The organism is Kitasatospora sp. NPDC048722, assembly GCF_040650235.1.
GTDB lineage: Bacteria > Actinomycetota > Actinomycetes > Streptomycetales > Streptomycetaceae > Kitasatospora.
Genome location: NZ_JBEZGX010000043.1, coordinates 39958 through 65731 on the forward strand (window position 1 = coordinate 39958; position 25774 = coordinate 65731).

General features: G+C 74.3%; 23 protein-coding genes. 11 read left to right on the plus strand and 12 right to left on the minus strand.

The window, feature by feature from the left end:
* Positions 1 to 14 precede the first annotated feature (14 nt).
* A complete protein-coding gene (locus tag AB0C76_RS28030; RefSeq protein ID WP_359970886.1) occupies positions 15 to 896 on the plus strand; it encodes a helix-turn-helix transcriptional regulator in 882 nt (293 codons plus the stop codon).
* Here the strand turns inward: AB0C76_RS28030 and AB0C76_RS28035 are convergent.
* From AB0C76_RS28035 to AB0C76_RS28055, 5 genes are all read right to left on the minus strand, one after another.
* A complete protein-coding gene (locus AB0C76_RS28035) occupies positions 893 to 1309 on the minus strand; it encodes a DUF3592 domain-containing protein (RefSeq protein ID WP_359970888.1) in 417 nt (138 codons plus the stop codon). The genes AB0C76_RS28030 and AB0C76_RS28035 overlap by 4 nt on opposite strands.
* 90 nt (positions 1310 to 1399) lie before the next feature.
* Positions 1400 to 2647: an FAD-dependent oxidoreductase gene (locus AB0C76_RS28040; RefSeq protein ID WP_359970890.1), complete on the minus strand. Its 1248-nt coding sequence runs from the start codon at positions 2645 to 2647 to the stop codon at positions 1400 to 1402.
* Positions 2648 to 2840: 193 nt separating this feature from the next.
* Positions 2841 to 3272, minus strand: a complete 432-nt coding sequence (locus AB0C76_RS28045; RefSeq protein ID WP_359970892.1) for a nuclear transport factor 2 family protein — start codon at positions 3270 to 3272, stop codon at positions 2841 to 2843.
* Positions 3273 to 3278: 6 nt separating this feature from the next.
* A complete protein-coding gene (locus AB0C76_RS28050; protein ID WP_359970894.1) occupies positions 3279 to 4082 on the minus strand; it encodes an MBL fold metallo-hydrolase in 804 nt (267 codons plus the stop codon).
* A gap of 164 nt (positions 4083 to 4246) precedes the next feature.
* A complete protein-coding gene (locus AB0C76_RS28055; protein ID WP_359970896.1) occupies positions 4247 to 5530 on the minus strand; it encodes an MFS transporter in 1284 nt (427 codons plus the stop codon).
* Between the two features lie 101 nt (positions 5531 to 5631).
* Between AB0C76_RS28055 and AB0C76_RS28060 the strand changes: the two genes are divergently transcribed.
* The 8 genes from AB0C76_RS28060 to AB0C76_RS28095 all read left to right on the plus strand — a co-directional run bounded on the left by AB0C76_RS28060 (position 5632) and on the right by AB0C76_RS28095 (position 16441).
* A complete protein-coding gene (locus tag AB0C76_RS28060; protein ID WP_359970898.1) occupies positions 5632 to 6729 on the plus strand; it encodes a DUF5937 family protein in 1098 nt (365 codons plus the stop codon).
* 40 nt (positions 6730 to 6769) lie between these two features.
* On the plus strand, positions 6770 to 7636 hold the full coding sequence (locus AB0C76_RS28065) for a PhzF family phenazine biosynthesis isomerase (protein ID WP_359970900.1): 867 nt from the start codon (positions 6770 to 6772) through the stop codon (positions 7634 to 7636).
* Between the two features lie 318 nt (positions 7637 to 7954).
* Positions 7955 to 9214: an aminotransferase class I/II-fold pyridoxal phosphate-dependent enzyme gene (locus AB0C76_RS28070; protein WP_359970902.1), complete on the plus strand. Its 1260-nt coding sequence runs from the start codon at positions 7955 to 7957 to the stop codon at positions 9212 to 9214.
* Positions 9211 to 10815 (plus strand): carboxyl transferase domain-containing protein, encoded by a 1605-nt coding sequence (locus tag AB0C76_RS28075; protein WP_359970904.1) that lies wholly within the window; start codon positions 9211 to 9213, stop codon positions 10813 to 10815. The genes AB0C76_RS28070 and AB0C76_RS28075 overlap by 4 nt, the downstream gene beginning before the upstream one ends.
* Positions 10816 to 10822: 7 nt before the next feature.
* Positions 10823 to 12904 carry a biotin carboxylase N-terminal domain-containing protein gene (locus AB0C76_RS28080; RefSeq protein ID WP_359970906.1) on the plus strand — a complete coding sequence of 694 codons (2082 nt, stop codon included), beginning with the start codon at positions 10823 to 10825 and terminating at the stop codon, positions 12902 to 12904.
* Between the two features lie 39 nt (positions 12905 to 12943).
* Entirely contained in the window at positions 12944 to 14188 is a 1245-nt protein-coding gene (locus tag AB0C76_RS28085; RefSeq protein ID WP_359970908.1) for an ATP-grasp domain-containing protein, read from the plus strand.
* Positions 14185 to 15498, plus strand: a complete 1314-nt coding sequence (locus AB0C76_RS28090; protein WP_359970910.1) for an MFS transporter — start codon at positions 14185 to 14187, stop codon at positions 15496 to 15498. The genes AB0C76_RS28085 and AB0C76_RS28090 overlap by 4 nt, the downstream gene beginning before the upstream one ends.
* A gap of 118 nt (positions 15499 to 15616) precedes the next feature.
* Positions 15617 to 16441 (plus strand): helix-turn-helix transcriptional regulator, encoded by an 825-nt coding sequence (locus tag AB0C76_RS28095; RefSeq protein WP_359970911.1) that lies wholly within the window; start codon positions 15617 to 15619, stop codon positions 16439 to 16441.
* 7 nt (positions 16442 to 16448) lie between these two features.
* Here AB0C76_RS28095 and AB0C76_RS28100 read toward each other — a convergent pair whose 3' ends face one another.
* From AB0C76_RS28100 to AB0C76_RS28110, 3 genes are read right to left on the minus strand one after another with little or no spacing between them, the layout of a single operon-like run.
* Positions 16449 to 18836 carry an FtsX-like permease family protein gene (locus AB0C76_RS28100; protein ID WP_359970913.1) on the minus strand — a complete coding sequence of 796 codons (2388 nt, stop codon included), beginning with the start codon at positions 18834 to 18836 and terminating at the stop codon, positions 16449 to 16451.
* Positions 18833 to 19519: an ABC transporter ATP-binding protein gene (locus AB0C76_RS28105; RefSeq protein WP_359970915.1), complete on the minus strand. Its 687-nt coding sequence runs from the start codon at positions 19517 to 19519 to the stop codon at positions 18833 to 18835. The genes AB0C76_RS28100 and AB0C76_RS28105 overlap by 4 nt, the downstream gene beginning before the upstream one ends.
* Entirely contained in the window at positions 19516 to 20049 is a 534-nt protein-coding gene (locus AB0C76_RS28110) for a PadR family transcriptional regulator (protein WP_359970917.1), read from the minus strand. Before AB0C76_RS28110 ends, AB0C76_RS28105 begins: the two co-directional genes overlap by 4 nt.
* Before the next feature lie 133 nt (positions 20050 to 20182).
* On the opposite strand from AB0C76_RS28110, the gene AB0C76_RS28115 reads away from it, so the two are divergent.
* Positions 20183 to 20923 (plus strand): dienelactone hydrolase family protein, encoded by a 741-nt coding sequence (locus AB0C76_RS28115; protein ID WP_359970919.1) that lies wholly within the window; start codon positions 20183 to 20185, stop codon positions 20921 to 20923.
* Between the two features lie 130 nt (positions 20924 to 21053).
* The gene (locus AB0C76_RS28120; RefSeq protein WP_359970921.1) at positions 21054 to 21956 is read left to right on the plus strand and encodes a LysR family transcriptional regulator; all 903 of its coding nucleotides are present in this window, start codon (positions 21054 to 21056) and stop codon (positions 21954 to 21956) included.
* A gap of 39 nt (positions 21957 to 21995) precedes the next feature.
* Here the strand turns inward: AB0C76_RS28120 and AB0C76_RS28125 are convergent, their stop codons facing one another.
* From AB0C76_RS28125 to AB0C76_RS28140, 4 genes are all read right to left on the minus strand, one after another.
* A complete protein-coding gene (locus AB0C76_RS28125) occupies positions 21996 to 22682 on the minus strand; it encodes an alpha/beta hydrolase (RefSeq protein WP_359970923.1) in 687 nt (228 codons plus the stop codon).
* 65 nt (positions 22683 to 22747) lie between these two features.
* Positions 22748 to 24016 (minus strand): MFS transporter, encoded by a 1269-nt coding sequence (locus tag AB0C76_RS28130; protein WP_359970925.1) that lies wholly within the window; start codon positions 24014 to 24016, stop codon positions 22748 to 22750.
* Between the two features lie 130 nt (positions 24017 to 24146).
* Positions 24147 to 24422 carry a ferredoxin gene (locus AB0C76_RS28135; RefSeq protein WP_359970927.1) on the minus strand — a complete coding sequence of 92 codons (276 nt, stop codon included), beginning with the start codon at positions 24420 to 24422 and terminating at the stop codon, positions 24147 to 24149.
* The gene (locus tag AB0C76_RS28140; RefSeq protein ID WP_359970929.1) at positions 24419 to 25636 is read right to left on the minus strand and encodes a cytochrome P450; all 1218 of its coding nucleotides are present in this window, start codon (positions 25634 to 25636) and stop codon (positions 24419 to 24421) included. The genes AB0C76_RS28135 and AB0C76_RS28140 overlap by 4 nt, the downstream gene beginning before the upstream one ends.
* Between the last annotated feature and the right edge of the window lie 138 nt (positions 25637 to 25774).

Here is a 25774-nt window from a genome sequence, read left to right on the forward strand (position 1 = left end):
CCAGAATCGACGGTATGACCACCCGAGCGACGTCCCTGTCCGCCATCAAGCCGCACCTGCTCCGGCTCTCCGGCAGCGGCCGGGACCTCGACGAGGCCGTGGTCGAGCGCGGCCTCGAACGGGCCGCCACCGGGGAATCCCCGATGGAGGACGGACCCACCCGGCACGTCCTCGCCGTGCACGCGGGCACCTCGGCCGACCTCGCCTGGTCCGCCGACGGCCGGCCCCGGCGCGAGCGCTTCCACCGCGGCCAGGCGCTCATCAACCCGGCCGGGTGGGCGTCCCGCCCGCGCTGGGGGCAGGACGCCGAACTCATGGTCGTCGCCCTCGAACCGGCCTGGCTGGAGAAGCTCGCCACCGAGAGCGACCTGCCGGGACCCCTGGAACTCGCCCCGCGCTTCCACCTGACCGACCCGTTCCTCGCCATGCTCGTCGAGCGCCTGGTCGCCGAGTACGAGGGCCCCCGCCCCGCCGACCCGCTCTACGCGCAGTCCCTGCTCCAGGCCCTCGCCGCCCACCTCATCCGCACCGCCGCCACCCGCGGCCCCGGCCTGCCCGAACGGGACGGCGGCCTCACCCCGAAGCGGCTCGACCGGGTCGTCGACCACATGAACGGCTACCTCGACGGCCGGCTCTCACTCACCGACCTCGCCGCCGTCGCCGGTGTCAGCCCGTCCCACTTCACCCGCGCGTTCCGCGCCTCCACCGGCCAGTCGCCGCACCAGTACCTCGTCCGCCTGCGCCTCGAACACGCCCGCCGGGCCCTGCTCACCACCGACACCCCCATCGCCGCGATCGCCCAGCTCTGCGGGTTCGCCGACCAGAGCCACCTCACCCGCACGATGCGCCTCCACACGGGCACCACCCCCTCCGCCCTCCGGGCGAGCCGCGGCTAGAGCACCACGACCGCCAGGACGAGCGCGATCAGCACCATCGACAGTCCCAGCGCCACGAACCCGTACTCCAGCGGCCGCCGTTCGCGCCCCTCGACGAGCACCTGGCGCGGGTCGGCCGGGTCGTAGCGCAGCGGCACGTAGCCGCCGTCCGGCAGGGGGTGGCGCGGAGTGGACGGGACGGGGGAGAAGACCTCGACCACCCGGCCGTCCTCGGTCTCGAACTGCAGCAGCGGACGCGGGGGCGAGGCCCGGTCCTCGGGAGCCGGCACCCGCTCGCGCACCAGCGCCCGCACCGGCACACCGACCCGCCGCAGCCGCCGCACCTCCCGCAACCCGACCACCCCGGCGAGGTACGCGACCACGCCCCCCAGCCCACCGAACACCACCACGGCGAACCCGGCCGTCCCACCCACCACGCCTCCCTGCCCGCACCGCCGTCCCCGGACCTCCAGTATCACGGACGGCGGTGCGAGGCGGTCGGTCCTGCCGAGGGGGCGCTGTTGCTACACCTCGCCGAGGGGGACCGCCGGATCGGCGAGGCGGGCCGGGTCCACCGTCCGCTTGGAGCGGACGAGTTCGCGGATCGGGTCGGTGACGTCCCAGACGTTGACGTTCATGCCGGCGAGCACCCGGCCGTCGGCCAGCCAGAAGGCGATGAACTCGCGGGTGGCCGGGTCGCCGCGGAAGACCACGCGGTCGTAGCCGCCCGGGTCGACGTAGCCGACGTACTCCATGCCGAGGTCGTACTGGTCGGTGAAGAAGTACGGGACGCGGTCGTACGTGGCGTCGTCCTCGCCGAGCATCGCGCGGGCGGCCGTCTGGGGCTGGTTGACGGCGTTGGCCCAGTGTTCGACGCGGATGTGGCGGGCGAACAGCGGGTGGTAGGCGTTGGCGACGTCGCCGGCCGCGTAGACGTCGGGGGCGGAGGTGCGCAGGTGCTCGTCGGTCTTGATGCCGTTGTCGGTCTCCAGGCCGGCGGCCTCGGCGAGGGCGGTGGCGGGCGCGATGCCGATGCCCACGATGACGACGTCGGCCGGGACGGTGCTGCCGTCGCCGAGCCGGACGCCCGTCACGGTGCCGTCGGTGCCGGTCAGCTCCTCGACGCGGACCTCGAAGCGCAGGTCGACGCCGTGCGAGCGGTGCAGGTCGGCGAAGACCTGGGCGACCTCGCGGCCGAGCACGCGCAGCAGGGGGAGCTCGGCGGCCTCCAGGACGGTGACCTCGGCGCCCGCCTCCCGGGCCGCGGCGGCGGTTTCCAGTCCGATCCAGCCGGCGCCGATCACCGCGACCCGGGCGCCCGGGCGCAGCGCCGCCTTGATCCGGTCGCTGTCCTCGACCCGGCGCAGGTAGAGCACGCCGTCCTGGTCGGCGCCGGGCACCGGGAGACGGCGCGGCACCGAGCCGGTGGTGAGCAGGAGTTTGGCGTACTCGATCCGCCCGTCGTCGGCGAGGGTCACGGTGTGCGCGGCGGGGTCGATCGCGGCGACGGAGGTGCCGAGGCGCAGCGTGACGTCGTTCTCGGCGTACCACTGCGGCGGGTGGACGTAGATCTTCTCGCGGGGTGTCTTGCCGAGCAGGTAGCCCTTGGACAGCGGCGGCCGTTCGTACGGGCGCTCGTGCTCCTCGCCGATCAGGACGATGCCGCCCCGGTGCCCGGCCTCGCGCAGCGCCTGCGCGGCCTTGGCCCCGCCGAGCGACGCCCCGACGATGACGATCGGCCGCTCGCGTCCGCTGTCGTCCGCGGTTCCCATGGTGGACTCCTCGCTCTCCGGCCCGAATCGACCGTCAGCCTGCCGCCTCGGTCGTGGGCTGTCGAGACCGCGCCGGGCGCGCCGCCACAGGCTCCCCCGTTCGGGTGAGGGTCCCGCTTCGTCCCGGTGGTGCGCCCACTGCCCCGTGCACGACTGCTCGGAGTCCGCGGTCGACTCGTCCGCGGGGCGTGACCTACGGCAGTGTCGCGTCGCGGACCAGGGCGGTGTCGGTGAACTGCTCGAAGCGCACGATGCGGCCGCCGCGCACGACGAAGTGGTGGGCGACGCGCACCGCGAGGGGTCTTCCGGTGCTCTTGTGGACGGCCGTGTAGCGGGCCAGGACCACGACGTTCTCGCCGTCCACCACGTAGGTGTCGTCGTGGGTCGTCCAGTTGTGCCACTCGGCGGCGAGGCGTTCCATCACGTTGCTGGTGACGCCCTTGGGGGTGCGGTAGGTGCCGGCGAGGGGGAACCCGGCCATCTCCGTCCACTCGACGTCGTCGGCGAGGGTGGTGCGCAGGGCGGCGAGGTCGCCGCGGGCGGAGGCGAGGTACTGGCGGCGGACGACGTCGGCGGGGGCGGCGGACTCGTTGAACGCGGCGGTCTCGCGTGGGATCTCGATCATCGTGGCTCAGCCCCAGGTCGTCTCGCCCATGGCGACCTTCGTGCCGAGGTCGACGGCGATCGCCAGGCCGAGATCCGGGAAGCGCTTCTCCAGGGCCTGTTTGGCCGCTGCGGCGTCCGGGGAGCGGCCGATCTCGGTCTCGAAGGCGCGCAGGTAGTCGCGGGTGTGGAAGACGGAGGTGAGGTCGGTGGGCGCGCCCGCGGTGCGGTGGCCGGCCGCGACGAACTGCGGCTCCAGCGCCTCGATGCCGTCCAACAGGTCGATCCAGGCGGCCCGTTGTTCGGGGGCGGGGGTGTCCGCGGTCCACACGTGCAGGCCCTCGAAGAGCAGCACGCCGCCGAGGACGGCGTGGTGGTGGTGCTGCCAGAGGTAGTGCCGGTCGGGCAGGTGGAAGTCGGCGCCGCGCAGCTCGAACCGGTGGCCCTCGAAGACGAGTTCGTCGCCGTGCAGCGGTTCGGGCCGCACGAGCCGGGTGGGCAGCTCGGGGCCGAGGCGCGCCCAGGCCTGGAGCTTGGCCGCGTAGGTGTCGTGGATGTGCTCGACGGTGGACGGGGTGGCGAGGAAGCGGGCCTCGGGGAAGGCGTCCTGGACCTCCTGCGCGCCGAAGTAGAAGTCCGGGTCGCCGTGGCTGACGAACACCGTGGTGAGCCGCTTGCCGGTGGCCCGGATCCGCTCGGCGAGCCGGCGGCCGTCGGAGCGGGTGAAGCCGGCGTCCACCAGCAGGGCGTCGTTCGGACCGGTGACGAGGACGGAGGTCTTGTTGAGGGAACTGTCCGGGCTGTCGATGACCTCGAAATCAAGCGCGCTCACGCGCCCGCCTCCCTTCGGTCGGCAGGCGCTTCGCGCAACACGCACCTGTCGATGATCCGCTCGATTCGCTCGCTCATGCATGTTCCTTCCGGGGACAGGCGTCGCGCCCAGGATCGGTGCTCGGCGGCCCGCCCGCATCCCGGGACGGGCCACCGCGGCCGGCGTCACTCCGCGGGCCCCAGCCGCAGCACCGCCACCGCCCCCGCGAGCGTGGCGACCGCCAGCGTCGACCACAGCACCCCGGGCCCGGCCGCCAGCAGGGCCGTCAGCACCGCGGGCGCCGCCGCCCGGCCCACACCCATCGACAGCTCCCAGCGGGCCAGGGCCCGCCCGAGCAGGTGGGGCGGCGCGACGGCCGTCACCAGGGCCGTGCCGGATCCGGTGTAGAGGATCTCGCCCAGCGTGAACAGCACCGCCACCACCGCGATGCCCGCCGCGCCCGGCGTGCCGCCCAGCGAACCGGCCGCCCAGAAGCCCAGGAACGACAGCGACAGCGCGAATCCGGCGGCCGCCATGACCACGCGCCGCGGCCGGTGCGCGAGGCGCAGCACCAGGGCGAGCTGGAGCGCGATCACCAGCACCGTGTTGCCCACGAAGACGCCGGACGACCACGCGGGCGAGGCCTGGAGGTGCAGCACGAGCAGCGCGGGCAGGGCCACCTCCAGCACGTCGAAGCAGAAGGCGTACGGCACGTTCGCGAGGCTCAGCAGGGTGATCCGCCGCATCGGCGCGCGGGGGCCGGCCTGCGGAGCGCCGGCGGGGGCGGAGGGAGCGGGCGGAGCCGTCACCCGCAGCGAGTGGACGAGGGCGGCGGCGCCGAGGCACGCCACGCCCGTCACGCCCGCGAGCAGCCGGATCGCGCCCTCGCCGCCGGTGACCGCGACGGTGGCCAGCAGCGCGCCCGCGCCCAGCCCGGCGTTGCGCAGCGAGCGTCCGGCGGCCAGCGCCGCGTCGCGCAGCCGGCCCTCGGTCAGGGTGCTGACCACGGCGGCGTGGGTGGCGGGCCAGGACTGGCTGCCCACGCCGATCAGCACGGCCGCCGCCGTGAAGCCGGGCAGGCCGCCGGCCGCGAGCAGCGCGAGCGCGCCCAGCGACCGCACCGCGAGCGTCGCCGCGGCCGGCAGGGTGCGGGCGCCCCGGTCGATCCACCGGCCGGTCAGCGGCACCACCAGCAGGCCCACGACCATCCCGAGGGTCATCGCGAGGCCGGCCGCGCCGGCGGTCAGGTGCAGCACCTCGATGCCGTAGAGCAGCAGGAACGGGCGCAGCAGGCCGGTGCCCACCGCGTCCACCAGCAGGGCGGTGGCGTAGCGCGGTCCGCCGGCGGCGGTCAGCAGGGTGAGGAGGGCGGACGGGCCGCGGCGGCTCGTGCCGATCGGCGGCGCGGGCGGCTCACCGGCCCGGGCGGCGGCGTGGTCGTGGACGGACTTCTCCTGGATCAGGCTCATGGCCGACACCGTGCGCTCCGGCCGGCCGCCGGGGCACGTCGATTGACGGTTCGCGTCAATCGACGGCGGGGTGCATCGGCCCTGGTGGGAGGATCGTCCTCGTGAGTTTGACCATAGACATCACCGGACTGCCCGACGAGCGCCTCGTCTTCACGCCGTCCCCGCTCGCCGAGCTGAACGCGATGCTGCACGTCCTCGCCGAGCCCGGGCACCACCCCGCGCTGCACGGCTGGGCCTCCTCCACCGCCGCGACGATCCCGCCCGAGCTGTCGGAGCGGCTGCGGGAGGCGGACTTCCTCTGGCGCTCCTCCCGCGCGGACTTCCTCGTGCCCGGCCTGCCCGGCGCCACGCTCGCCGAGGAGCTCGACGCCGTCGACCGGGTCGACGACGAGCTGTACGTCACCGCCGCGCTCATCACCACGTGCGGCTCCTCCAGGCTCACCCGGCGGATGGCCTCCCCGCTGAGCGATCCCGTCGCGAACGAACGGGCCCGCGAGCTGGCCCTGGCCCGCGGGCCCCGTCAGGCCGCCTTCGCCGACCGGTTGCTGGCCGACCCGCCCGCCGTGCGCGCCCTGGTGCGGCGGATGCTGGAGGACTGCCAGTCGGCGTTCTTCGCCGACGCCTGGCAGCGCGTCCTGCCCGACCTCGCGGCCGACGCCCGGCACAAGGCCGACCTGGTGCGCCTGCGCGGCGCCGGCGAGGCGCTCTCGGCGGTCTCGCCGTCCGTGGCGCTGGAGCAGGGCGCGGACGGGCGGCGCCGGATCGTCATCGACAAGCTCCAGGACAACGCCACCAGCGGTGCGGCGAGCGGGGGAGTGACGTTCATCCCGACCGCGTTCGGCCGTCCGCACCTGCTCGTCGTGCACGCCCCGGGCTGGCGGCCCGTCGTCCAGTACCCCGTGGCCGAGGCGGGGCTGCCGGAGCCGGTCTCGCTGGCGCTCGTGCAGCAGCGGCTGGAGGCGCTCGCCCACCCGATCCGGCTGCGCCTGGCCCGGACGATCGCCCGCGGCCCGCACACCACCGGCGAACTCGCGGCCGCCTGGCAGCTCTCGGCCCCCGAGGTCTCCCGCCACCTCGCCGTGCTGCGCAAGGCCGGACTTCTGGTCACCCGGCGGCGCGGGCGCTACATGCTGTACGAGCTCGACCTGGCCGGCAGCGCCCGGCTGGGCTCCGACCTGCTGGAGGCCGTCCTGCGGTGACCGGGGGAACACGGCCGTGGCGGCCCGCGTTCGTCGGGGCATGACCCATGACGAACCCGCAGCCACGCCCGAGATCCTGGGTTACGCCGCCTTCGCGACCCGCCCCGAGGGCGGCAACCCGGCCGGCGTCGTCCCGGACGCCACCGGGCTGTCCGACGGGCGGATGCTCGCCATCGCCGCCGAGCTCGGCTACTCGGAGACCGCCTTCCTCACCCCCGGCAGCGGCCAGGGCGCCTACGCCGTCCGGTACTTCAGCCCGCTCGCCGAGGTGCCGTTCTGCGGGCACGCGACCGTGGCCTCGGCCGTCGCCCTCGCGGCGCGCACCGGCCCCGGGCGGTTCGTCTTCACCACCGCGGCCGGGCAGGTCCCGGTCGAGGTGGCGGCGGACGCGGACGGCGTGCTGCGCGCCACCCTCACCAGCGTCGAGCCGAAGGTCGAGGACGTGAGCGGGGCGGACGTCGCCGAGGCACTCGCCCTCCTCGGCTGGGCCGCCGCCGACCTCGACCCGGACCTCCCGCCCCGCGTCGCCTACGCCGGGGCCCGTCACCTCGTGCTCGCCGCCGCCACCCGCGACCGCCTGGCCCGCCTCGCGTACGACTTCGACGGCCTCGCCGCCTACATGACGGCCCGGGACCTGACGACCCTCCAGCTGGTGTGGCGGGAGAGCGCGCACGTCTTCCACGTCCGTGACCCGTTCCCCGTCGGCGGCGTGGTGGAGGACCCGGCCACCGGCTCCGCCGCCGCCGCGTTCGGAGCCTACCTGCGCGAGCTGGGCGCCGTCGGCGCGCCGGCCGTCCTGACGCTCCACCAGGGCGAGGACCTCGGGCGCCGGGGCCTCCTGCACGTCGAGCTGCGCGAGGGCGACGCCCGCGTCCGCGTCTCGGGTGCCGCCGTCCCGATCCGGTAGACCCCGGGTCTCCCACCCGCCGGTCGGTCGGAAAACGCGCCCCGGATCCTTATCCAAGACCTATGGGGTGTCAATGCCGGCCGACCGGCAAATATTTTCCGGTGCACCCGGCGCATACCGGTCTGTCCGTTTTTGTGAGGCGGCAAATAGTTTCCGGTTGACAGTCGTTCCGGGGTATTGAATTCTTTGGATCAATGCTTCCGTTCGCTGAACGGCGTTGCCCTTTCCCCCAATGACCCCGATGGTCCCGAATGACGTCGTCATTCCGGGTGGCTTCGCCATGCATTTTTTGTACCGCAATCCGACAAGGAAACCGGCGTGCACACATACCTGAACCTCAAGAAGTCCGCGCGGATCAGCCACGACTTCTGGGAGGTCACCTCCGAGGCCGGGATGTTCGACATCGTGGTGTCCGGCCTCGGTGACGGACGGCACCGGGCGCTGGCCGACGGCCACGAGTTCGTGAACATGTCCTCCTACTCCTACCTCGGCCTCGACACCCACCCCCGGATCGTGCGGGCCGCCGCCGACGCGGTGCTCGCCGAGGGCGCGCTCAACAGCTCGACCTCCCGCATGCGCATCCGCTTCGGCTCGCTGCGCGACGCCGAGACCGCGCTGTCCGAGCTGTTCGACGTCGAGGCCGTCACCGTCGCCTCGTGCGCCGCCGCGGCCTGGGCGAGTCTGCCGCTGCTCGCCTCCGGGCTGCTCACCGACGACGTGCCGCCGCTGATGGTCTTCGACAAGAACGCGCACTTCTGCCTCAACGCGCTCAAGCCCGCCGTCGCCGACGAGGCCGAGATCGTCACCATCGCGCACAACGACATGGCTGCGCTGGAAGACCTCTGCCGCAAGCACCCGCAGGTCGCCTTCGTCGCCGACGGCGTCTACAGCACCGGCGGCGCCGCCCCGATCGCCGAACTGCTGCGCCTCCAGGAGAAGTACGGGCTGTTCCTGTTCTTCGACGAGGCGCACGGCGTCTCCACCGTCGGCGAGCGCGGCCGCGGCGCCGTCCTGGAGGAGATGGCCGCGCGCGGCGGCATGAACGACCGCACGCTGATCATCACCTCGCTCAACAAGGGCTTCGGCGCCTCCGGCGGGGCGATCTTCCTGGGGCCGGGCGGAGCGCAGAAGCGCCGTGACACCGCGCTGCGCAACGGCGGCCCGCTGATGTGGTCGCAGCGCATCAACACCGCCGGGCTGGGCGCCATCATGGCCTCGGTCGAGCTGCACCGCTCCCCGGAGCTGAAGGAGCTCCAGCTGCGGCTGCAGGACAACATCGCCCTCTTCGACTCGCTCGTGGACACCTCGTTCAGCGGCGACGGCCTGCCGATCCGCTTCGTGGACATCGGCTCCGAGGAGGCCACCATCCGCCTCGCCGGGGAGCTCCTGAAGCGCGGTTACTACACCTCGCCGATCTTCTTCCCGGTGATCGGCCGCGGCAAGGCCGGGTTGCGCCTGATGCTGCGCGCCAACATGGCCGAGGCGGAGATCCGGGACTTCTGCACCGCCCTCAACGACGGCCTGCGCGCCGAGGGCCTGGCCACCAAGGCCTCCGGCGAAGAGGCGCAGCGCCGATGACCGTCCTGCAGTCCCACGTCGACACCTCCTCCGAGGCGTTCCGCCGCAACTCGGCGGCGTTCGACGAGAAGCGCCAGGTCATCGCGCGGGCCAGGGCCACCGCCGTGGCCGGCGGCGACGAGCGCTCGCGCCGGCGCCACACCGAGCGCGGCAAGCTGACCGCCCGTCAGCGTGTGCACCGGCTCCTGGACCCGGGCACGCCGTTCATGGAGCTGGGCCAGCTCGCCGGGCACGAGGTCTACGACGAGCACGTGCCCTCGGCCGCCCTGGTCACCGGCATCGGTGTGGTGAGCGGCCGGCCCGCCGTGATCTTCGCCAACGACGCGACCGTCAAGGGCGGCAGCTACTTCCCGCTGACCGTCGAGAAGCAGCTGCGTGCCCAGAACGTGGCCCGCGAGAACGGCCTGCCCTGCATCTACCTGGTCGACTCCGGCGGCGTCTACCTCCCGCTGCAGGAGCACCTGTTCCCGGGCGAGCACCACCTGGGCCGGATGTTCCGCAACATCGCCGAGCTGTCCGCCCTCGGCCTGCCGCAGATCGCGGCGGTCATGGGCAGCTGCACCGCCGGCGGCGCGTACATCCCGTCGATGTGCGACGAGACGGTGATCGTGCGCGGCACCGGCACGGTCTTCCTCGGCGGCCCGCAGCTCGTGCGCGCCGCCACCGGCGAGATGGTGGACGCCGAGACCCTCGGCGGCGCCGACCTGCACACCCGGGTCAGCGGCGTGGCCGACCACCTCGCCGAGGACGACGAGCACGCGCTCGCGATCGTCCGGGAGATCATGGCCCGCGACAGCCGTCCGGCGCTCGCCCCGCCGCCTCGGGCCCCGCGCCCGCCGCTGTACGACCCGGCGGAACTGCCCGGCATCGTCAGCGCGACCCTGCGCGAGCACATCCCGGCCCGGGACGTCCTCGCCCGCCTCCTGGACGGCAGCGAGCTCGTCGAGTACCGCGCCCGCTACGGCCCGACGATCGTCTGCGGCACCGGCCACATCGGCGGCTACCCGGTGGGCGTCCTGATCAACGACGGCGTCCTCTTCCCGGAGAGCGCCCAGAAGGCCGCCAACTTCATCGAGCTGTGCACCCAGCGGGACATCCCGCTGCTGTTCCTGCACAACATCAACGGCTTCATGGTCGGCGCCGAGTACGAGGCCGACGGCATCGCCAAGCACGGCGCCAAGCTCGTCAACGCCGTCTCCACCGCCAAGGTGCCCAAGTTCAGCCTGGTCGTCGGCGGCAGCTACGGCGCCGGCAACCTCGCCATGTGCGGGCGCTCGATGGGCCCGCGGCTGATGGCGATGTGGCCGAGCGCCAAGTCCACGGTGGTCGGCGCCGAGCAGACCGCGACGGTGATGGCGCTCCTGCGCAGCGACCAGCTGGCGAAGGAGGGCAAGGTCCTCTCCCCCGAAGAGGAGGAGTCGATCAAGCGTCCCATCATCGAGACCTACGAGCGGCAGTCCCACCCGCTCTACTACGCCGCCCGGATGTGGGTGGACGCCGTGGTGGACCCGACCGAGACCCGCGAATGGCTGGCGCTGTGCCTGGCCATGTCCGTCGATGCTCCCAAGCAGGAGACGCGCTTCGGCGTGTTCCGGATGTGATGACGAAATGATCAAACGAGTCCTGATCGCCAACCGCGGCGAGATCGCCCGGCGGATCGCCCGCACCTGCCGCCGCCTGGGCGTCGAGTACGTCGCCGTGCACTCCGACGCGGACCACCGCTCCGCCCACCTCGAAGGCGCCGTCGAGCGCGTCCGGATCGGGCCCGCCGCGGCCGCCGAGAGCTATCTCGACGTCACCGCGCTCGTGGACGCGGCCGTACGCACCGGCTGCGACGCCGTCCACCCCGGCTACGGCTTCCTCTCCGAGCACCCCGGCTTCGCCGCGGCCGTCGCCGCCGCCGGGCTCGTCTGGGTCGGCCCCGACGCCGAGATGATCACGGCCATGGGCGACAAGTCGACGGCCCGCGCCCTGATGGCCGCCGCCGGCGTGCCCGTCCTGCCCGGCTCCGAGACCGCGACCGAGTCGCCGGAGGCGATCCTCGCCGACGCCGAGCGGATCGGCTACCCCGTGATGCTCAAGCCCGTGGCGGGCGGCGGCGGCAAGGGCATGCGCGTCGTGCGCGCCGCCGCCGAGCTGCCCGACGCCGTCGCCGAGGCCGTCCGGCTCGGCCGCAGCAGCTTCGGCGACGGCCGGCTGCTCGTCGAGCGCTACGTCGAGCGGCCCCGCCACCTGGAGGTCCAGGTCTTCGGCGACCGCCACGGCAACGTCGTCCACCTCTTCGAGCGCGAGTGCTCGCTGCAGCGCCGCCACCAGAAGGTCGTCGAGGAGGCCCCGGCCGCCAACCTGCCCGACGCCGTCCGCGCCGAGCTCCTGGAAGCCGCCGTCCGCGGCGCCCGTTCGCTCGGCTACGTCAACGCCGGCACCTTCGAGTTCATCGTCGACCCGGCCGACCGCTGCTACTTCCTGGAGGTCAACACCCGCCTCCAGGTCGAGCACCCGGTCACCGAGGAGATCACCGGCGTCGACCTGGTCGAGTGGCAGCTGCGCGTCGCCGACGGGCAACCGCTCCCGCTCGCCCAGGACGAGATCACCGCCACCGGCCACGCCGTCGAGGTCCGCGTCTACGCCGAGGACCCTGCCGAGGGCTTCCGCCCGGCGCCCGGCCGCGCCGCCGCGGTGCGCTGGCCGGCCGGCGTCCGGGTCGAGGCCGCCTTCGACGACACCGCGACCGGACACGGCACCGGCGCGGCCGGATTCGACGCGGGATTCGACGCCGCCGAGCCGGAGTTCGGCGGATCCGCCTTCACCGGCGGCGCCGAGGTCCCGGCCTTCTACGACCCCATGGTCGCCAAGCTGATCGCCCACGCGCCCGACCGCCCGGCCGCGCTGCGCCGCCTGGCCGACGCCGTCCGCGGCACCGCCCTGCTCGGCCTGACCACCAACCTGGGCTTCCTCGCCGAGCTCCTGCGGGCGCCCGCCGTCGTCGCCGGCCGGATGGACACCCACCTGGTGGACGCCCTGGTCGCCGACCCGGCGGAGGGCAGCACCACCCCGACCGAGCGCGCCGAGGCCGCCGCCGCCTGCGTGGCCGCGATGCAGCTCCCGCCCCTCGACGGCGCCCCCGCCTCCCCCTGGCAGGGCACCGTCGGCCCGTCCGACCGCCGCCGGCTCGACCCGGTCGCGCCGTTCGGCCGCGTCGAGCTGCGCCACGGCAGACGGACCCTCGGCGTCGGCCTCACCGTCCGGCGCGGCGCGAGCGTCGAGGCGCAGGTCGAGGGCCGGCCGTTCACCGTCGCCGCCACCGCCGTGCCCGGCATCCCCGGCCTGTTCCGCGGGACCGTCGACGGCCTTGACTGGACGGGCCTGCGCACCGCGACCGGCTGGGAGCTCGGCATCGACGGGCACCGCGTGGCCCTGGCCGACCGGAGCGTCGCCGGCGCGGGCGCCGCGGCCGCCGACAACGCCGTCAAGACGCCCATGCCGGGCACCGTGGTCGGCCTCCTCTGCGAGGTCGGCGACCGGGTCGAGGAGGGGGCCGCCCTCGTCGTCGTCGAGGCGATGAAGATGGAGAACCGCATCCTCGCGCCCTTCACCGGCGTCGTCACCGCGATCACGTGCGCGGTGCGCGACCTGGTCGCCACCGAGCAGGTCCTGGTCGAACTCACGCCCGCCGACGACGACGCCTGACCCACGCACCACCCACCCCCTGGAGCAAGGAGCCCTCGCATGTCCGCAGGAACCGACCCCGCCACGCTGCTGCTGGTCGGCGGGGTACGGGCGGTGTCGCTCGGCCTCGACATGGCGGAACTCGCCCTCGACCAAGCCCACGAGCGGGGGCTGCGCACCCACCTCACCAACCAGGAGGCGGTGCTCGCCGCGACGGAGGCGGTGACCGGCCGGGCCGGCGCCGTCTCGGCGGTGGACTTCACCGTCCCCGGCGAGTCGGCCGCCTGGGCGCGCCGTCAGGTCGCCGACGGCACCCGGTTCGACGCCGTCCTCGCCCTCCAGGAGATGGCCCAGGTCGCCGCCGCCGACACCGCCGAGGCCCTCGCGCTGCCGGGCAACCCGCCGGAGGCCGTCCGCCGCGTGCGCACCAAGGACGCCTGCCGCGAGGCGCTCGCCGCGGCCGGCTTCCGCCAGCCCGCCGTCCGCCTCTGCGCCGGCACCGACGAGGCCGCGGCCTTCCTCGAGGCGTCCACCGGGCCCTGGATCGTCAAGCCCCGGGACGCGATGGGCAGCACGGGCGTGAGCCGGATCACCGGCCCGGACGGGCTGGCGGACGCCGTCGCCCTGCTGCCCGGCACCGGCCCGTTCCTGGTCGAGGAGTTCGTCGAGGGCGCCGAGTACAGCGTCGAGGGGCTCTTCCTCGACGGCGCGCCGGTCGTCCTCGCCGTCACCGAGAAGGAGAAGGTCGAGCCGCCCTTCTTCGTCGAGGTCGGCCACATCCTCCCCGCCGAACTCCCGGACGCGCGGCGGACGGAGATCGAGCGGACGGTCGCGGCGGCGCTCGACGTCCTCGGCCTGCGCCGCGGCGCCTTCCACGTCGAGCTCTGGCTCGGCCCGGACGGCATCGTGCTCGGCGAGGTCCACAACCGCTACGGCGGCGACTGGATCCACCGCATGCTCGGCCACGTCATCCCCGGGTTCGAGGTCTACGGCCTCATCTACGACGACCTGCTCGGCCTCCCGCGCGAAACGGCCGACCTGACACCGGTCCGGGCAGCCGCCGCCCGCTACCTCACCCCGCCGCCCGGGAAGGTCGTCGCCGTCGACGGCTGGGAGGAGGCCGCGGCGCACCCCGACGTGCTCCGCGCCGAACTCGCCGTCGCGCCCGGCGGCACCGTCCGCCCGCTGCGCACCTCCGGGGACCGGGCCGGCGTCATCGTCGTCGGTGCCGACACCCCGGCCCAGGCCCGCAAGCTCGCCCGCGAACTCGCCGACTCGGTCCGCTTCACCGTGGAGTCCGAGTGACGACGACCGCCACGCCGCCGGCGGCGAGCCTGCTGCGCCGGTTGACCGCGACGTTGCTGCCCGGCTCCCGGCAGGGCCGGATCATGGCCGCCGGCACCACCGTGGACGCCGTGGCCAACGGCCTCTACCTGGCCACCGCCACGCTGTACTTCGTCCACTACCTCAACATCAGTGCCGTCGCCGTCGGCACCGCGATCGCCTCCGCCAACGTCGTGGGCCTGATCAGCCCGCTGGTCTTCGGGCCGGTCGCCGACCGGTTCGGCGCCCGCCCGGTCTACGTCGCGCTCACGCTCGCGCGCGGCGCCGGGTTCATCGGGTACGCCCTGGTCGGCAGCTACGCCGGGTACCTCGTCGTCACGTGCTTCACCATCGCGGCGGCGCGGGCCTGTTCACCGCTGCTGCAGGTGATCGTCGGCGAGTTCGAGGGGGCCGCCGAGCGCACGAAGACCATGGCCTCGCTGCGGGCCATCACCAACATCGGCCTCACCGCGGGCTTCCTGCTGGCCGCGCTGGTGCAGGCCGCCCACTCCCGGGCCGCGTTCGTCGCGCTGTTCCTGTTCAACGCGGCGGCCTTCACCGCCGTGGCCCTCGCCGTGGTGCGGGCCGGCCGGGTCGCCGGCGGTGCCGGAGCACCGGCGCCCGCCGCCGACGCCGCACCGGCCGAGGCCGCCGCGACGGGCGGATCGCCCTACCGGGACCGGCGGTTCCTGCTGGTCACCGCCGCCAACGCGATCCTGATGCTGCACGACTGCGTGCTGTTCATCCTGCTCCCGCTCTGGGTGGTGGAGCGGGCCGGCCTGCCGGCCAGCGCCAGCTCCGGCCTGCTGGCGATCAACACCGTGCTCACCGTGGTGCTCCAGCTCTCGGTGGGCCGCCTCGCGCAGGGGCTCGCCAGGGCGTTGAAGATGCTCCGCGTCGCGTGCCTGTTCCTGGTGCTGGCCTGTGCGTTCTTCGCGTTCGCCGACGGGCGGGGCGAGTACCTGGCGCTGGGGGCCGCGGTCGTCGCCGTCGCGATGCTGACCGTCGGGGAGAACCTCCACGCCGTCTCGCGCTGGGAGATCTCCTACGAACTCGCGCCGCCGGCGGGCCGCTCCAGCTACCTGTCGCTGTTCAGCACCGGCATGAGTGCGCAGCTGATCATCGGTCCGTTCCTGGCCACCGGCCTGCTGCTGCCGGCCGGCGCGGCGGGCTGGGTGCTGCTCGCCGCCCTCTTCGCCGGGGCCACCGCCGTCACCGTCCTCGCCTCGCGCGGCGCCGTCGCGGCGGAGCGGGCCACCACCACCGCCGAATCGGAGGCGCTGACCAGCTGATGTCACTCTGTGTTGCTTAACCGGGTACATAGTTGCTTGATTGAGTACACGCCAGGAGTTAGGCTCCCCTGAGCGTGCCGAGGACACCACCGGCACAGAACCATGGGGGTGGGGACTCTTGTCGGCGGAGAGGCTCACGGTGCCGCGCGAGGCACTGAGCATTCCGGTGCCCCGCGACCAGGACGAGTCGGCCGTCGCCGAACTCCCCGGGCTCGCCAGTCTGTTACGCGACTGGCGGGCCCGGGCCGGGCAGCGGCTCGGCCTCGGCAAGCCGCTGCCGCAGATGACCGTCGCCACCACGCTCGGCATGAGCGAGCGCTGGTACCGCGACCTGGAGCGCGGCGGCAGCGCCCGCTTCGACCCCAGGCTGCTGGCCCGCCTCGCCGACGTCCTGCTGCTGGACGCCGACGAGCGGGCCTCGCTGTACCTGTACGCGATGGGCGGCACCCCGGCCGTCGGACCGCACGCGCCCGGGGACCTGATCAACCTGCAGGAACTGGTCGACCGTCAGATGCCGGAGCCCGCCTACCTCGCGGACCACGCCTGGAACGTCGTCGGTTACAACCGGGCCGCCGCCGAGTGGTTCCCGTGGGTGGCCCGCCCCGGCGCCAACCTCGTCCGCTGGCTGCTGACCGACCCCGAGGCCCGCACGCAGCTGCTCGACTGGACCTGGCAGGCCCGGATGACCCTCGCCATGATCCGCTTCGCCATGGCCGGCTACCCCGGCGACGAACAGCTCGTCGCGCTGCTCACCGAGGTCCTGCGCGACCCGGTCTGCCGCCGGCTGTGGGCCGACCGGGCCTGCGTGGTCGCCAACCGCGACGGTGACCGGGTCAGCCTGCACCTGCCGCACGTCCGCCCGGAACCCGTCGAGGTCGTCGCCCAGGTGCTCAGCCCCGGCGGACGGCCGGACCTGCGCTTCGTCGTGCTGGCCCGGCCCTGACCCCGTCTCACTCGTAGCGCAGGCCGCTCGGCCGCATCAGGCGCAGGAGTTGCGGCAGCCCGAGGGCGGTCGTGAGGAGGACGGCGCCGGCGGCGACCGCGGCCATCGACAGCATCGCACCCCAGTCGAGGGCGAAGTCGAGCCCGGCCGTGTACTGCAGCACGGCGCCCATCCCCAGGCCGCCCGCCGTCGCCAGCAGCACGCCGAGCGCCATCGGCACGAGCGTCTGCCAGAACACCGAGAGACCGAGGACCCTGCGCCGGGTGCCGACGGCGTTCAGCACGCCGAGGACGCGGCGCTGCTCACGGAAGCGCTCCAGCTGGCCGACCAGCAGGCTGAGCGCGACCAGCAGCACCGTGACCGCGGAGCCCGCGGTGAGCAGGCGCTTGACGGCGAGGTAGGTCGGGTCGAGCGTGCGGTCGAGCGGGAACTCGGTGCGCGCCTGCGGGTCGATCGCCATGACGTTGCTGGTCAACTGCTCCTTCGGGTCCGGCAGTCCGGGCTCCATCGACACCAGGACGGTCGCCGCCTGGCCGCGCAGCGCGGCGGCGGGCACGGAGCCGGGGGTGAGCAGGAGCATGCCGCTGCCCAGCCGCCCGTCGGGGTCGCCGCCCGCGATGCCCGGGACGGGCGTGGCGGCGGGCAGCTGCCAGGCCGCCGGTTCGCCCTCGCCGCGGAAGAAGGCGGCGTGGACGCTCGTTCCGGGCTCCGCCCCGCTGCTCGGGCGCGACTCCGGTCCCCTGAGGACGAACGCGTCGCCGTCCTTGCACTCGGGCAGTGTCGCGAAGCCGCGCAGCACGGCGCAGCCGGCGATCCGCACCGAGGGCATCTCCCACGGCTTCCCGGTGGGGCTCTCCAAGGAGAACTCGGTGTAGGCGGCCGTCGCGGCGACCCCGGGCGTGCCGGCCAGCCGCTGCGCGAGCCCGTCGGCCTGGGGCGCGCCGCCGGGGAAGGCGACCGACTGCTGGTAGGGCCCGACGTCCGGGCGGTGGCGGGGCAGTCCCTCGTAGCCCGCGCTGACGCCGAGGAAGAGCGTCTGCAGGGCGATCGCCCCGGCGATGGCCACGACGACACCGCTGACGGCGGCCGACGCGGGCCCGGAACCCAGCTGGAGGCGGCGGATCGCCAGCTGCCAGGACACCCCGCCGCCGCCCGCGCGCCGGGTGACGGCCTCGACCAGCCAGGGCAGCAGCGCGCAGACACCGATCAGCATGAGCAGCACGCCGAACGCGACCAGCAGTGAACCGCGGGTGTCCTGAACGGAGTTGAGTACGGCGGTGCGCGGCATTCCGCTCGGGTCGTCCTGCGCGGGCAGCACGAGCGCGAAGACCGTCACCGCCAGTCCGGCCAGTGGCAGCAACAGCCGCCACCCGATCCGGCGCCGGCCGGGGCCGCCGCGGCGGACCACGCCGAGCGGGTCGACGACGACCCGGCGCAGGGCGGCCAGGGTGACGCCGACGGCCAGCAACGGCACGACGACCGCGATCACGGCGGCGATCGCCGGGTGCGGCGCGACGTCCTCCGGGTAGAAGCTGAAGTCCGCGAGCCTGATCCGCCCGATCAGCTGCCGGGCTGCCACGAACAGGCCCGCGCCGGCGACCAGTCCGAGCACGGCGCCCACCAACGACTCCCCGGCGGCGATCCGGGCGGTCGTCCGGCGGTCCGCACCGCCCAGGCGCAGCGCGGCGAGCCTGCGGTCGCGCCGCTCGCCGCCGAAGCGAGCGGCGGCGGCGAGGAAGACGCCGACCGGCGCGAGCATCACCATGAGGCCGACGGTGTTGAGCAGGATCAGCTTGGGGTCCATCGGCTTGGGCGGCGAGAAGTGCCCGTAAGCGTCGATCCGCACGGCCCCGGTGTCCACCGTGAGGCCGTCGCCGCCGAGCACGTAGTCGGCCTGGGCCGGTCCGAGCAGCCCGGCGGGGCCGACGGTGCCGACGACGGGGTAGGGGAGGCGCTCGCGCAGGAGCTGGTTGGCCGGGTCCCTGAGCAGGTCGGCGAGGGCGGGGGAGACCACCATGCGGCCCGGTGGCGGGTAGGCGGCCACGCCCGGCGGGAGTGGTGGGTTGGCGCCCTCGGGCTGGACGACGCGGCCGCGGACGGGGATGCCCCGGAAGGTCGTGTCGGCGGCGGCGATCAGGACGGTCCGGTCGCCGGGAGAGGGGATGACCTCGTCCTGGAAGGTGTCGTTCTGGGTGTACAGGCGGTCGTTGCGGTGCTGGACGATGCCGGGGAAGGACGCGGTGAACAGCAGCAGGGCCACCCCGAGGCCGACGCCGCACGCGGTGAGCAGCAGCCGGCCCCAGCCGTCCCGGCCGCCGTTCAGCGCCAGGCGCACGCCGAGGCCGAGCTGGTCGAGGAAGGGGGAGCGGACCGTTCCGTCCGTCCGGGTGCTCATATCGCCGCCGCCAGGTCGCGGGTGCGGCCGTCGCGGACGACGACCTCGCGGTCGGCGTAGGCGGCGACCCGGACCTCGTGGGTGACGAGGACGACGGCCGCGCCGGACTCGCGGGCGGCACGGGTCAGGAGCTTCATGACCCGCTCGCCGTTGAGGGAGTCGAGCGCGCCGGTCGGCTCGTCGGCGAAGACGGCCCTGGGCTCGGTGATCAGCGCCCTGGCGGCGCCCACGCGCTGGCCCTGGCCGCCGGAGACCTCGCCGGGGCGTTTGGCGGCGAGGTCCGCCACCTCCAGGCGCTCCAGCCACTCGGCGGCGCGGGCCTCGGCGGCCCGGCGGCGGATCCCGTTGAGGCGCAGTGGCAGGGCGACGTTCTCCAGGCAGGAGAGCTCGGGGACGAGCTGGCCGAACTGGAAGAGGAAGCCGAACTCGGTGCGCCGCAGGGCGGAGAGCTCGGCGTCCGAGCAGGCGGTGAGGTCACGTCCGCGGTAGCTGATGGTGCCGCCGTCCGGGCGGGTGATCCCGGCGAGGCAGTGCAGCAGCGTGGACTTGCCGGAGCCGGACGGGCCCATCACGGCGACGAGTTCGCCGGCCGCGACGGTGAGCGAGGCGCCCTCCAGGGCGGGGGTGAGCCCGTAGGACTTGTGCAGGTCCTTGGCGGAGAGCAGGGGTTCGGGGGCGGTCAACGCTGGGACTCCGTGATTCGGGCGGCGAGTTCGTCGAGGCGCGCGGCGGTGAGTTCGAGCCAGCGGAGGTCGGCCTCCAGGTGGAACAGCGCGTGGTCGCAGACCAGTTCGTCGGCGAGGTCGCCGTCGAGCTTGCGGCGGGTCAGCTCACGCATCGCCCGGAGGTGTTCGGCGCGCTGGAGGTCGAGGATGTCGGCGGCCGGGCGGCCGGTCAGCAGGGCGAGCACGACCTTCTGGTAGAGCGTGCTCTGCAGGTACGGCTGCGGGCTCTCGGGGTGGCCGAGCCAGTCGGCGAGGTCCGTGACGCCGGCCTCGGTGATCGCGTACTTCTTGCGGTCGGGACCACCGCCCGCCTCGACGCCCTCCACGACGACGAGCCCGTTCTTCAGGAGCCGGGACAGTGTCGAGTACACCTGCCCGTAGTGCAGGGAGCGGTCGCGCCCGAAGTGCTCGTCGTAGAGCCGTTTGATGTCGTATCCGTGGCGGGGCTGGGTTTCCAGCAGGCCGAGGAGCATCTGACCTAGTGACATGCCGGAAACTATACACACTGTGTATACATGGGTGTGAATAGTGGACGGTGGTCGGACCGGCGGCCGGCGGCCGGCGGCGCTAGGATGCGCGCGACATCGTTCGGACCTGCGGGTCCATTCCACGGGGGAATTGATGACCGATCAGACGAGTGGCCGGTGGCAGGAGCTCGGCACGCCGGGCGGCATCGAGGCGTACGTCCACCGTCCTGCGGGCGGGGTGCGCGGCGCGGTCGTCGTCTGCCCCGAGCTGTACGGCGTCAACGCGGACGCGAAGGCCGTCTGCGCGGAGCTGGCGGGGCTCGGGTACGTCGCGCTCGCGCCCGATTTCTACTGGCGCGACCGGAGGCGCACCGGACTCGGCTACAGCGCCGAGGAGCGCGAGGACGGGCTCGTGCTGATGCGCGCCCTCGACCGCGACCGGCTCGTCGCCGACGCCGCCGAGGCGCTCGCCGCCGCCCGCGCCTGGGCCGACGGGCACGGGGTGGCGTTCGTCGGCACGAGCATGGGCGGCCACATCGCGGTGCGCGCGGCCACCGAGCTGCGCTTCGAGCTGGCCGCCGTGTTCTACCCGGGCTGGCTGCTCAACTCCGGCTTCCCGCTGGTCGGCCCGGTCCCGCCGCTGGAGACGGCCGAGCGCATCGCCGCCAACGGCGTGTACCTGCTGGGCTTCTGCGGCGACCTCGACCACATCCTCCCGCCGCAGGAGTGGCGGGAGGCCGAGCGCAAGCTGACCGAGGCCAAGGTCGACCACGAGCTGGTCACGTACCCCGGCGTCCGGCACGGCTTCGCCGCCGCCCGCCCGGCGGACCACGACGCCGCCGCCACCGCCGACGCCTGGCGCCGCGTCCACGCGGCCCTGGCCGAGAGGCTGTAGGAACCGGCCGAGGTTCGGGGTGTGCGACCCACCGGGTCCGCCTCCGAACTCCCGTCGTCCGCCCGCGCGGCAGGCGGGAGTTCGAGGACGGACCCTGTGGCCCGTCGGCGCCAGGTCGTACACTCCCCGGATGGACCGCAGGACACCGCCCGTACTCCCCGAGCTCCCGCTCCAGGAGCTGGAGTGCTTCTCCGTGCTGGTCCACCAGTTGCACTTCGGCCGCACGGCCGGGCTGCTCGGGCTGTCGCAGGGCCGGGTCTCGCAGCTGATCAAGCGGCTGGAGGGCCGGGTCGGGGCCCCGGTGTTCGAGCGGACCAGCCGGCGCGTGGAACTGACGGAGCTGGGGCGGGAGCTGGCCGAGCAGGTGGTGCCGGCCTTCGAGCGGCTGCGGGAGGGCTTCGACGCCGCCCGGGCGCGGGCGGCCTCGGCGGACCGGCCGATGCGGGTCGGCTTCCAGTGCGTGGTGTACGAGCCGGTGGCGCGGGCCGTCGCGGGTCTGCCCGAGGGATCGGTCCAGCTCGTCGAACTGCCCTGGGGGGACCCGTTCTCCCGGCTGGCGCAGGGCGACGTCGACCTCGCCATCGTGCTCGCGCCGTGCCGGGAGCCGGGACTGCGCGTGCTCATGGAGTTCTCGCGGCAGCCGGTCCGCGTCGCGCTGTCCGCCGCCCACCGGCTGGCCCGGGCGGCCGGGGTCTCCGCCGGGGACCTCGCCGGGCTCGCGCTCATCGAACCGCGCGGCCCCGCGCCGGACTACTGGCGCCTGGCGAACGCGCCCCGGCGGCTGCCCGACGGGCGGGAGCTGGTGTACCCGGCGGGCGCCGCCACGGTCCAGGAGGGGCTCTCGACGGTGGCCAGCACCTCGCAGGGCCTGCTGCTCTGCGAGGCGAGCGTGCGGTACGTCCAGCGCCCGGACATCCGCTACCTCCCGGTGCCCGACCTGGAGCCGTCGACCCTGCTCGTCGTCCGGCGAGAGCGGGCGGTGCACGGGCTGACGGAACGTTTCCTCGGGCTCCTCACGGAATCCGTCGGCTGACCCGTTGCGCCGTTGCGCCGTTGTGCCTCGTGTGTCGCTTCACGCCTCCAGGCTCCTCGCGGCGTCGCGGATGACGTCGAGGACGAAGCCGGGGTGCGAGAGCATCGGCACGTGACTGCTGTCGACGGCGTAGGTCTTCGCGCCCATGCGCTCGGCGGCGGCCCGCTCCAGCTCGGGGTTCACGGTGCGGTCGTCGTTCGCGACGATGTACCAGCTCGGCTTCGTGCGCCAGGCGGTGCCGGGGACCTGCTGGGTGAACAGGTCGGCGACCGGTACGGCGCCCGTCGCGAGGACCAGCTTCTGCTCGACCTCCGGCAGATCGCCGCAGAAGTCGCCGATGCCCGACTCCAGGAGCCAGAGGCGGCCGTCGGCGACCTCGATGTTCTTGAACACGGGCGTGCCGGCGAACTTCTCCTGCTGGCCCTGCGAGGTCTCGTCCTCGTCGGGGGCGAGCGCCGCGATGTAGACCAGGGCGCCCACCCGGTCGTGGACGCCGGCCTTGGTGATCAGGGTCCCGCCGTAGGAGTGGCCGACGAGCACGACCGGTCCCGGCACGCGGTCGATCGCGCGGGTGACGCACGCGACGTCGCCTTCGAGCGAGTCGAGGCCGTGCTGCGAGCTGATCACCGCGTGGCCCTCGGCCTGGAGCGTGGGGATGAGCCTGCCGAAGCACGACCCGTCGGCCCAGAGCCCGTGGGCGAAGACGATGCTGGCCTTGCCGGTCATCTGATGTCCTCCTGCGTAGGTGTCGGGCCGCGACGGCGCCCTACGCCGAGTATCCGATCGATCACTCACCGTGGCAATCCGCTCACTCGCCGGCCCTCCCGGCCGTCGGCCCTCCCGGCCGTCGGCCCTCCCGGCCGTCGGCCCGCAGGGCGGGGCCGCGGCCGTGAGACGAGGGCGACGAGCAGCCCGGCGGCCGTCGCCAGCGCCGCCGCGAGGAGCACCGCGCGGGTCCCGGCGTGGTCGATGACGAGGCCGCCCGCCAGGGAGCCGACCGCGATGCTCGCGTTGAACACGCCCGCCCACAGTGCCCCCGAGGCCTCGATCCGGGCCGGGTCGGCGGTGCGGACCCACGTCTGCGTGGAGACCGACACCCCGCCGTACGACGCGCCCCAGAGGACGAGCGCGAGCACCACTGTCACGACGCTGCCGGTGAGGACGGGCAGCAGCGCGGTGGCCAGTGCGACCCCCGTGAGGGCGGCGGTCACGGCCGCCCTGGGGCTGCGGCCGGCGAGCGGGCCGAGCGTGAAGTTCCCGGCCACGCCCGCGAGTCCGTACACCAGGAGGCAGGCCGCGATGACGCCGGTGCCCAGGTCGGCGTCGGCTTCGAGCACCGGGCGGACGTACGTGTAGCCGGTGAAGTGGCCGAGGACGACGAGCGTGGTGACGGCCAGCCCGGTCGCGACACCCCGGTGCCGCAGCACGCCCGCGATCCCGTCGAGTCGGCCGCGCTCGTGCACGGGCAGGGCGGGCAACGTGCGCGCGAGGACGGCGGCGCAGGCCGCACCGAGGAGCGCGAGCGCCCAGAACGCGGCGCGCCAGTCGAGCAGCGCCGCGAGGTAGGTGCCGAGCGGGACGCCGAGGACGGAGGCGATCGAGACGCCGGAGAAGACCGTGGTGGAGGCGAGGGCGATCCGCGGCCCGTCGACGAGGCGAGGAGCCAGCCCGGGCACGAGCCCCCAGACGACGCCCATCGCCAGGCCGAGCAGGATCCGGCCGGCGACCAGGACGGTGAAGTCGGGCGCGAGCGCGGTCGCCGCATTGGCGACGGCGAGCAGCAGCATGTGGCCGACGAGCACGCCCTTGCGGTCGCGCAGCCCGATGAGGGCCGGGACGAAGGGGGAGACGCCCGCGCCGATGAGCCCGGTGATCGTCAGGGAGAGGCCGGTGACGCCGTCGGTGACGGAGAGGCTGTCCGACATCGGCGTCAGCAGCCCGACCGGCATCATCTCGGCGGACACCACGGTGAACGTGCTGAGGGCGACGGCGATGACGGGGGACCAACGGGCCTCGGTGGAAGGCGAGTCGGACGGAGCGAGGGCTTCCGCGTTCTTCATGGCCCCAGCTCATCAGCCGGCCCGGGGGCGAGCAAGATCGAAGAGCTCATGCATCGATCAGCCGGGCTCATGGATGCACGCCCGGCCGCGGTGCCGCCCGTGTCGGCGAGACGGGCGGCACCGCGGGGACTCACTCCGCCGGGGCGATCCGGTACCCGCCGCGCGCCGAGTACAGCGTCAGCGCCTCGACCGGACAGAAGTCGACCGCCTCGGTCAGTTCGGCCGTCAGTTCCGCGCCGTCCCCGCCGTACCCGGCCACCGGTTCGGCCAGGCCCTCCGCCCCGAGCGCCAGCGAATCGGGCGCGCTGAGGGCACACATCCCGGAGCCGATGCAGCGCTCCCGGTCGACACGGACGACGACCGTCTCGGCACCGGCCCCGGCCCCCGGCTCGGAACCGGCCGTCACCAGGCCACCTGCAACGAGTTCGGACTGCGGGTCAGCAGCCCGCGCCGCCAGTCGATCGAGCCGGCCGGCTCGGTGAGCCGCAGCGAGGGCAGCCGGCGGGCCAGCCGGTGCAGGGCGAGTTCGAGCTCCATCCGGGCCAGCCACGCGCCCAGGCAGTGGTGCGGCCCGGCGCCGAAGGTGTACATCGGTGCGACGAGCGGGGAGAACAGCTCGGTCAGCAGGTCCCCGGTGAAGACCTCCGGGTCCATGTTGGCCGCGCTGGTGTCGGCGGCGACCACGCTGCCGGCCGGGATGACCACCCCGCCGATCTCGACCTCCTCCACCGTGCGCCGCAGCAGGCCGGGGAAGTGGTCGGTGTCCCCGAGCGGCACGGCCCGCAGCAGCTGTTCGGTCGCGGCGGCGGCGCTCGCCTCGTCGGCGGCCAGCCGCTGCCAGGCGTCGCGCCCGTCGCCCAGGAGGTAGACGAGGGCGTTGCCGAGCGACGTCATCGTGGTCTCGTGCCCGGCCACGACGAGCCCGATCACGAGCGTGACCAGCTGCCCCTCGGTGATCGAGCCGTCCTCGGCGGCGGCCGCGAGCAGGCTGCTGACCAGGTCCTCACCGGGGTCGGCGCGCCGCTCGGCGATCACGGCGGAGCCGAACTCGGCGAACTCTCCCATCGCGGTGACGATCGCCTCGGCGCTGTGGGCGGTGGTGGAGAGCGCGTGGTCGCTCCAGTGCGCGAGCCGCTTGCTGTCCAGGTTGTCCAGCCCCATCAGCCGGCTGATCACCGCGACCGGCAGCGGGCGGGTGTAGCCGGCGACGATGTCGGCCGGGTTGCCGTGGTCGATCAGTTCGTCGATCAGGCCCTCGATCACCGAGGCCACCCACGGCCGCCAGCGCGCGATCGCGCGCGGCGTGAACGCCCGCTGCACGGTACGGCGCAGCCGCTGGTGCTCGGTGCCGTCGATGTTCAGCATGCTGTTCGGATCGTCCAGCAGGTTGGGCGCGTTGGTGAGCGGCGGCGCGTCCGGCGCGTACAGCGGGGCACGGCCGAGCCGCGGGTCGGTGAGGGCCTGCCGCACGTCGGCGTGCCGGCTGACCAGCCAGACCGGGGTGCCGGTGGGCAGCGCGGAGAGCCGGGGCGGACCGGCCTCGGCGTGGCGCGGGCAGTGCAGCGGCGCGAGCGGGGCGGTGCCGGGGCCGGCACCGGTCGCACTGTTCTCGGCGGACATCCGTACTCCAGACTCCAGGGCGGTGGGCCGCGCGGGCGGCCCGGCGGGGGGTGGAACCGGGGAGGTGCGGGGGACGGGTGGGGCGGGCCGGCGGACGGCTCGGCTCTGGCCGGCGGGTGGGACCAGGATCGGACGGGA

Excerpts from the sequence above, each read along its gene's own strand:
- AB0C76_RS28120 (WP_359970921.1), top strand. The coding sequence starts at position 21,054 with ATGGACCGCAGGACACCGCCCGTACTCCCCGAGCTCCCGCTCCAGGAG.
- AB0C76_RS28065 (WP_359970900.1), top strand. The coding sequence starts at position 6,770 with ATGACCCATGACGAACCCGCAGCCACGCCCGAGATCCTGGGTTACGCC.
- AB0C76_RS28080 (WP_359970906.1), top strand. The coding sequence starts at position 10,823 with ATGATCAAACGAGTCCTGATCGCCAACCGCGGCGAGATCGCCCGGCGG.
- AB0C76_RS28140 (WP_359970929.1), bottom strand. The coding sequence starts at position 25,636 with ATGTCCGCCGAGAACAGTGCGACCGGTGCCGGCCCCGGCACCGCCCCG.
- AB0C76_RS28130 (WP_359970925.1), bottom strand. The coding sequence starts at position 24,016 with ATGAAGAACGCGGAAGCCCTCGCTCCGTCCGACTCGCCTTCCACCGAG.
- AB0C76_RS28100 (WP_359970913.1), bottom strand. The coding sequence starts at position 18,836 with ATGAGCACCCGGACGGACGGAACGGTCCGCTCCCCCTTCCTCGACCAG.
- AB0C76_RS28040 (WP_359970890.1), bottom strand. The coding sequence starts at position 2,647 with ATGGGAACCGCGGACGACAGCGGACGCGAGCGGCCGATCGTCATCGTC.
- AB0C76_RS28110 (WP_359970917.1), bottom strand. The coding sequence starts at position 20,049 with ATGTCACTAGGTCAGATGCTCCTCGGCCTGCTGGAAACCCAGCCCCGC.
- AB0C76_RS28075 (WP_359970904.1), top strand. The coding sequence starts at position 9,211 with ATGACCGTCCTGCAGTCCCACGTCGACACCTCCTCCGAGGCGTTCCGC.
- AB0C76_RS28055 (WP_359970896.1), bottom strand. The coding sequence starts at position 5,530 with ATGAGCCTGATCCAGGAGAAGTCCGTCCACGACCACGCCGCCGCCCGG.
- AB0C76_RS28030 (WP_359970886.1), top strand. The coding sequence starts at position 15 with ATGACCACCCGAGCGACGTCCCTGTCCGCCATCAAGCCGCACCTGCTC.
- AB0C76_RS28085 (WP_359970908.1), top strand. The coding sequence starts at position 12,944 with ATGTCCGCAGGAACCGACCCCGCCACGCTGCTGCTGGTCGGCGGGGTA.
- AB0C76_RS28115 (WP_359970919.1), top strand. The coding sequence starts at position 20,183 with ATGACCGATCAGACGAGTGGCCGGTGGCAGGAGCTCGGCACGCCGGGC.
- AB0C76_RS28045 (WP_359970892.1), bottom strand. The coding sequence starts at position 3,272 with ATGATCGAGATCCCACGCGAGACCGCCGCGTTCAACGAGTCCGCCGCC.
- AB0C76_RS28125 (WP_359970923.1), bottom strand. The coding sequence starts at position 22,682 with ATGACCGGCAAGGCCAGCATCGTCTTCGCCCACGGGCTCTGGGCCGAC.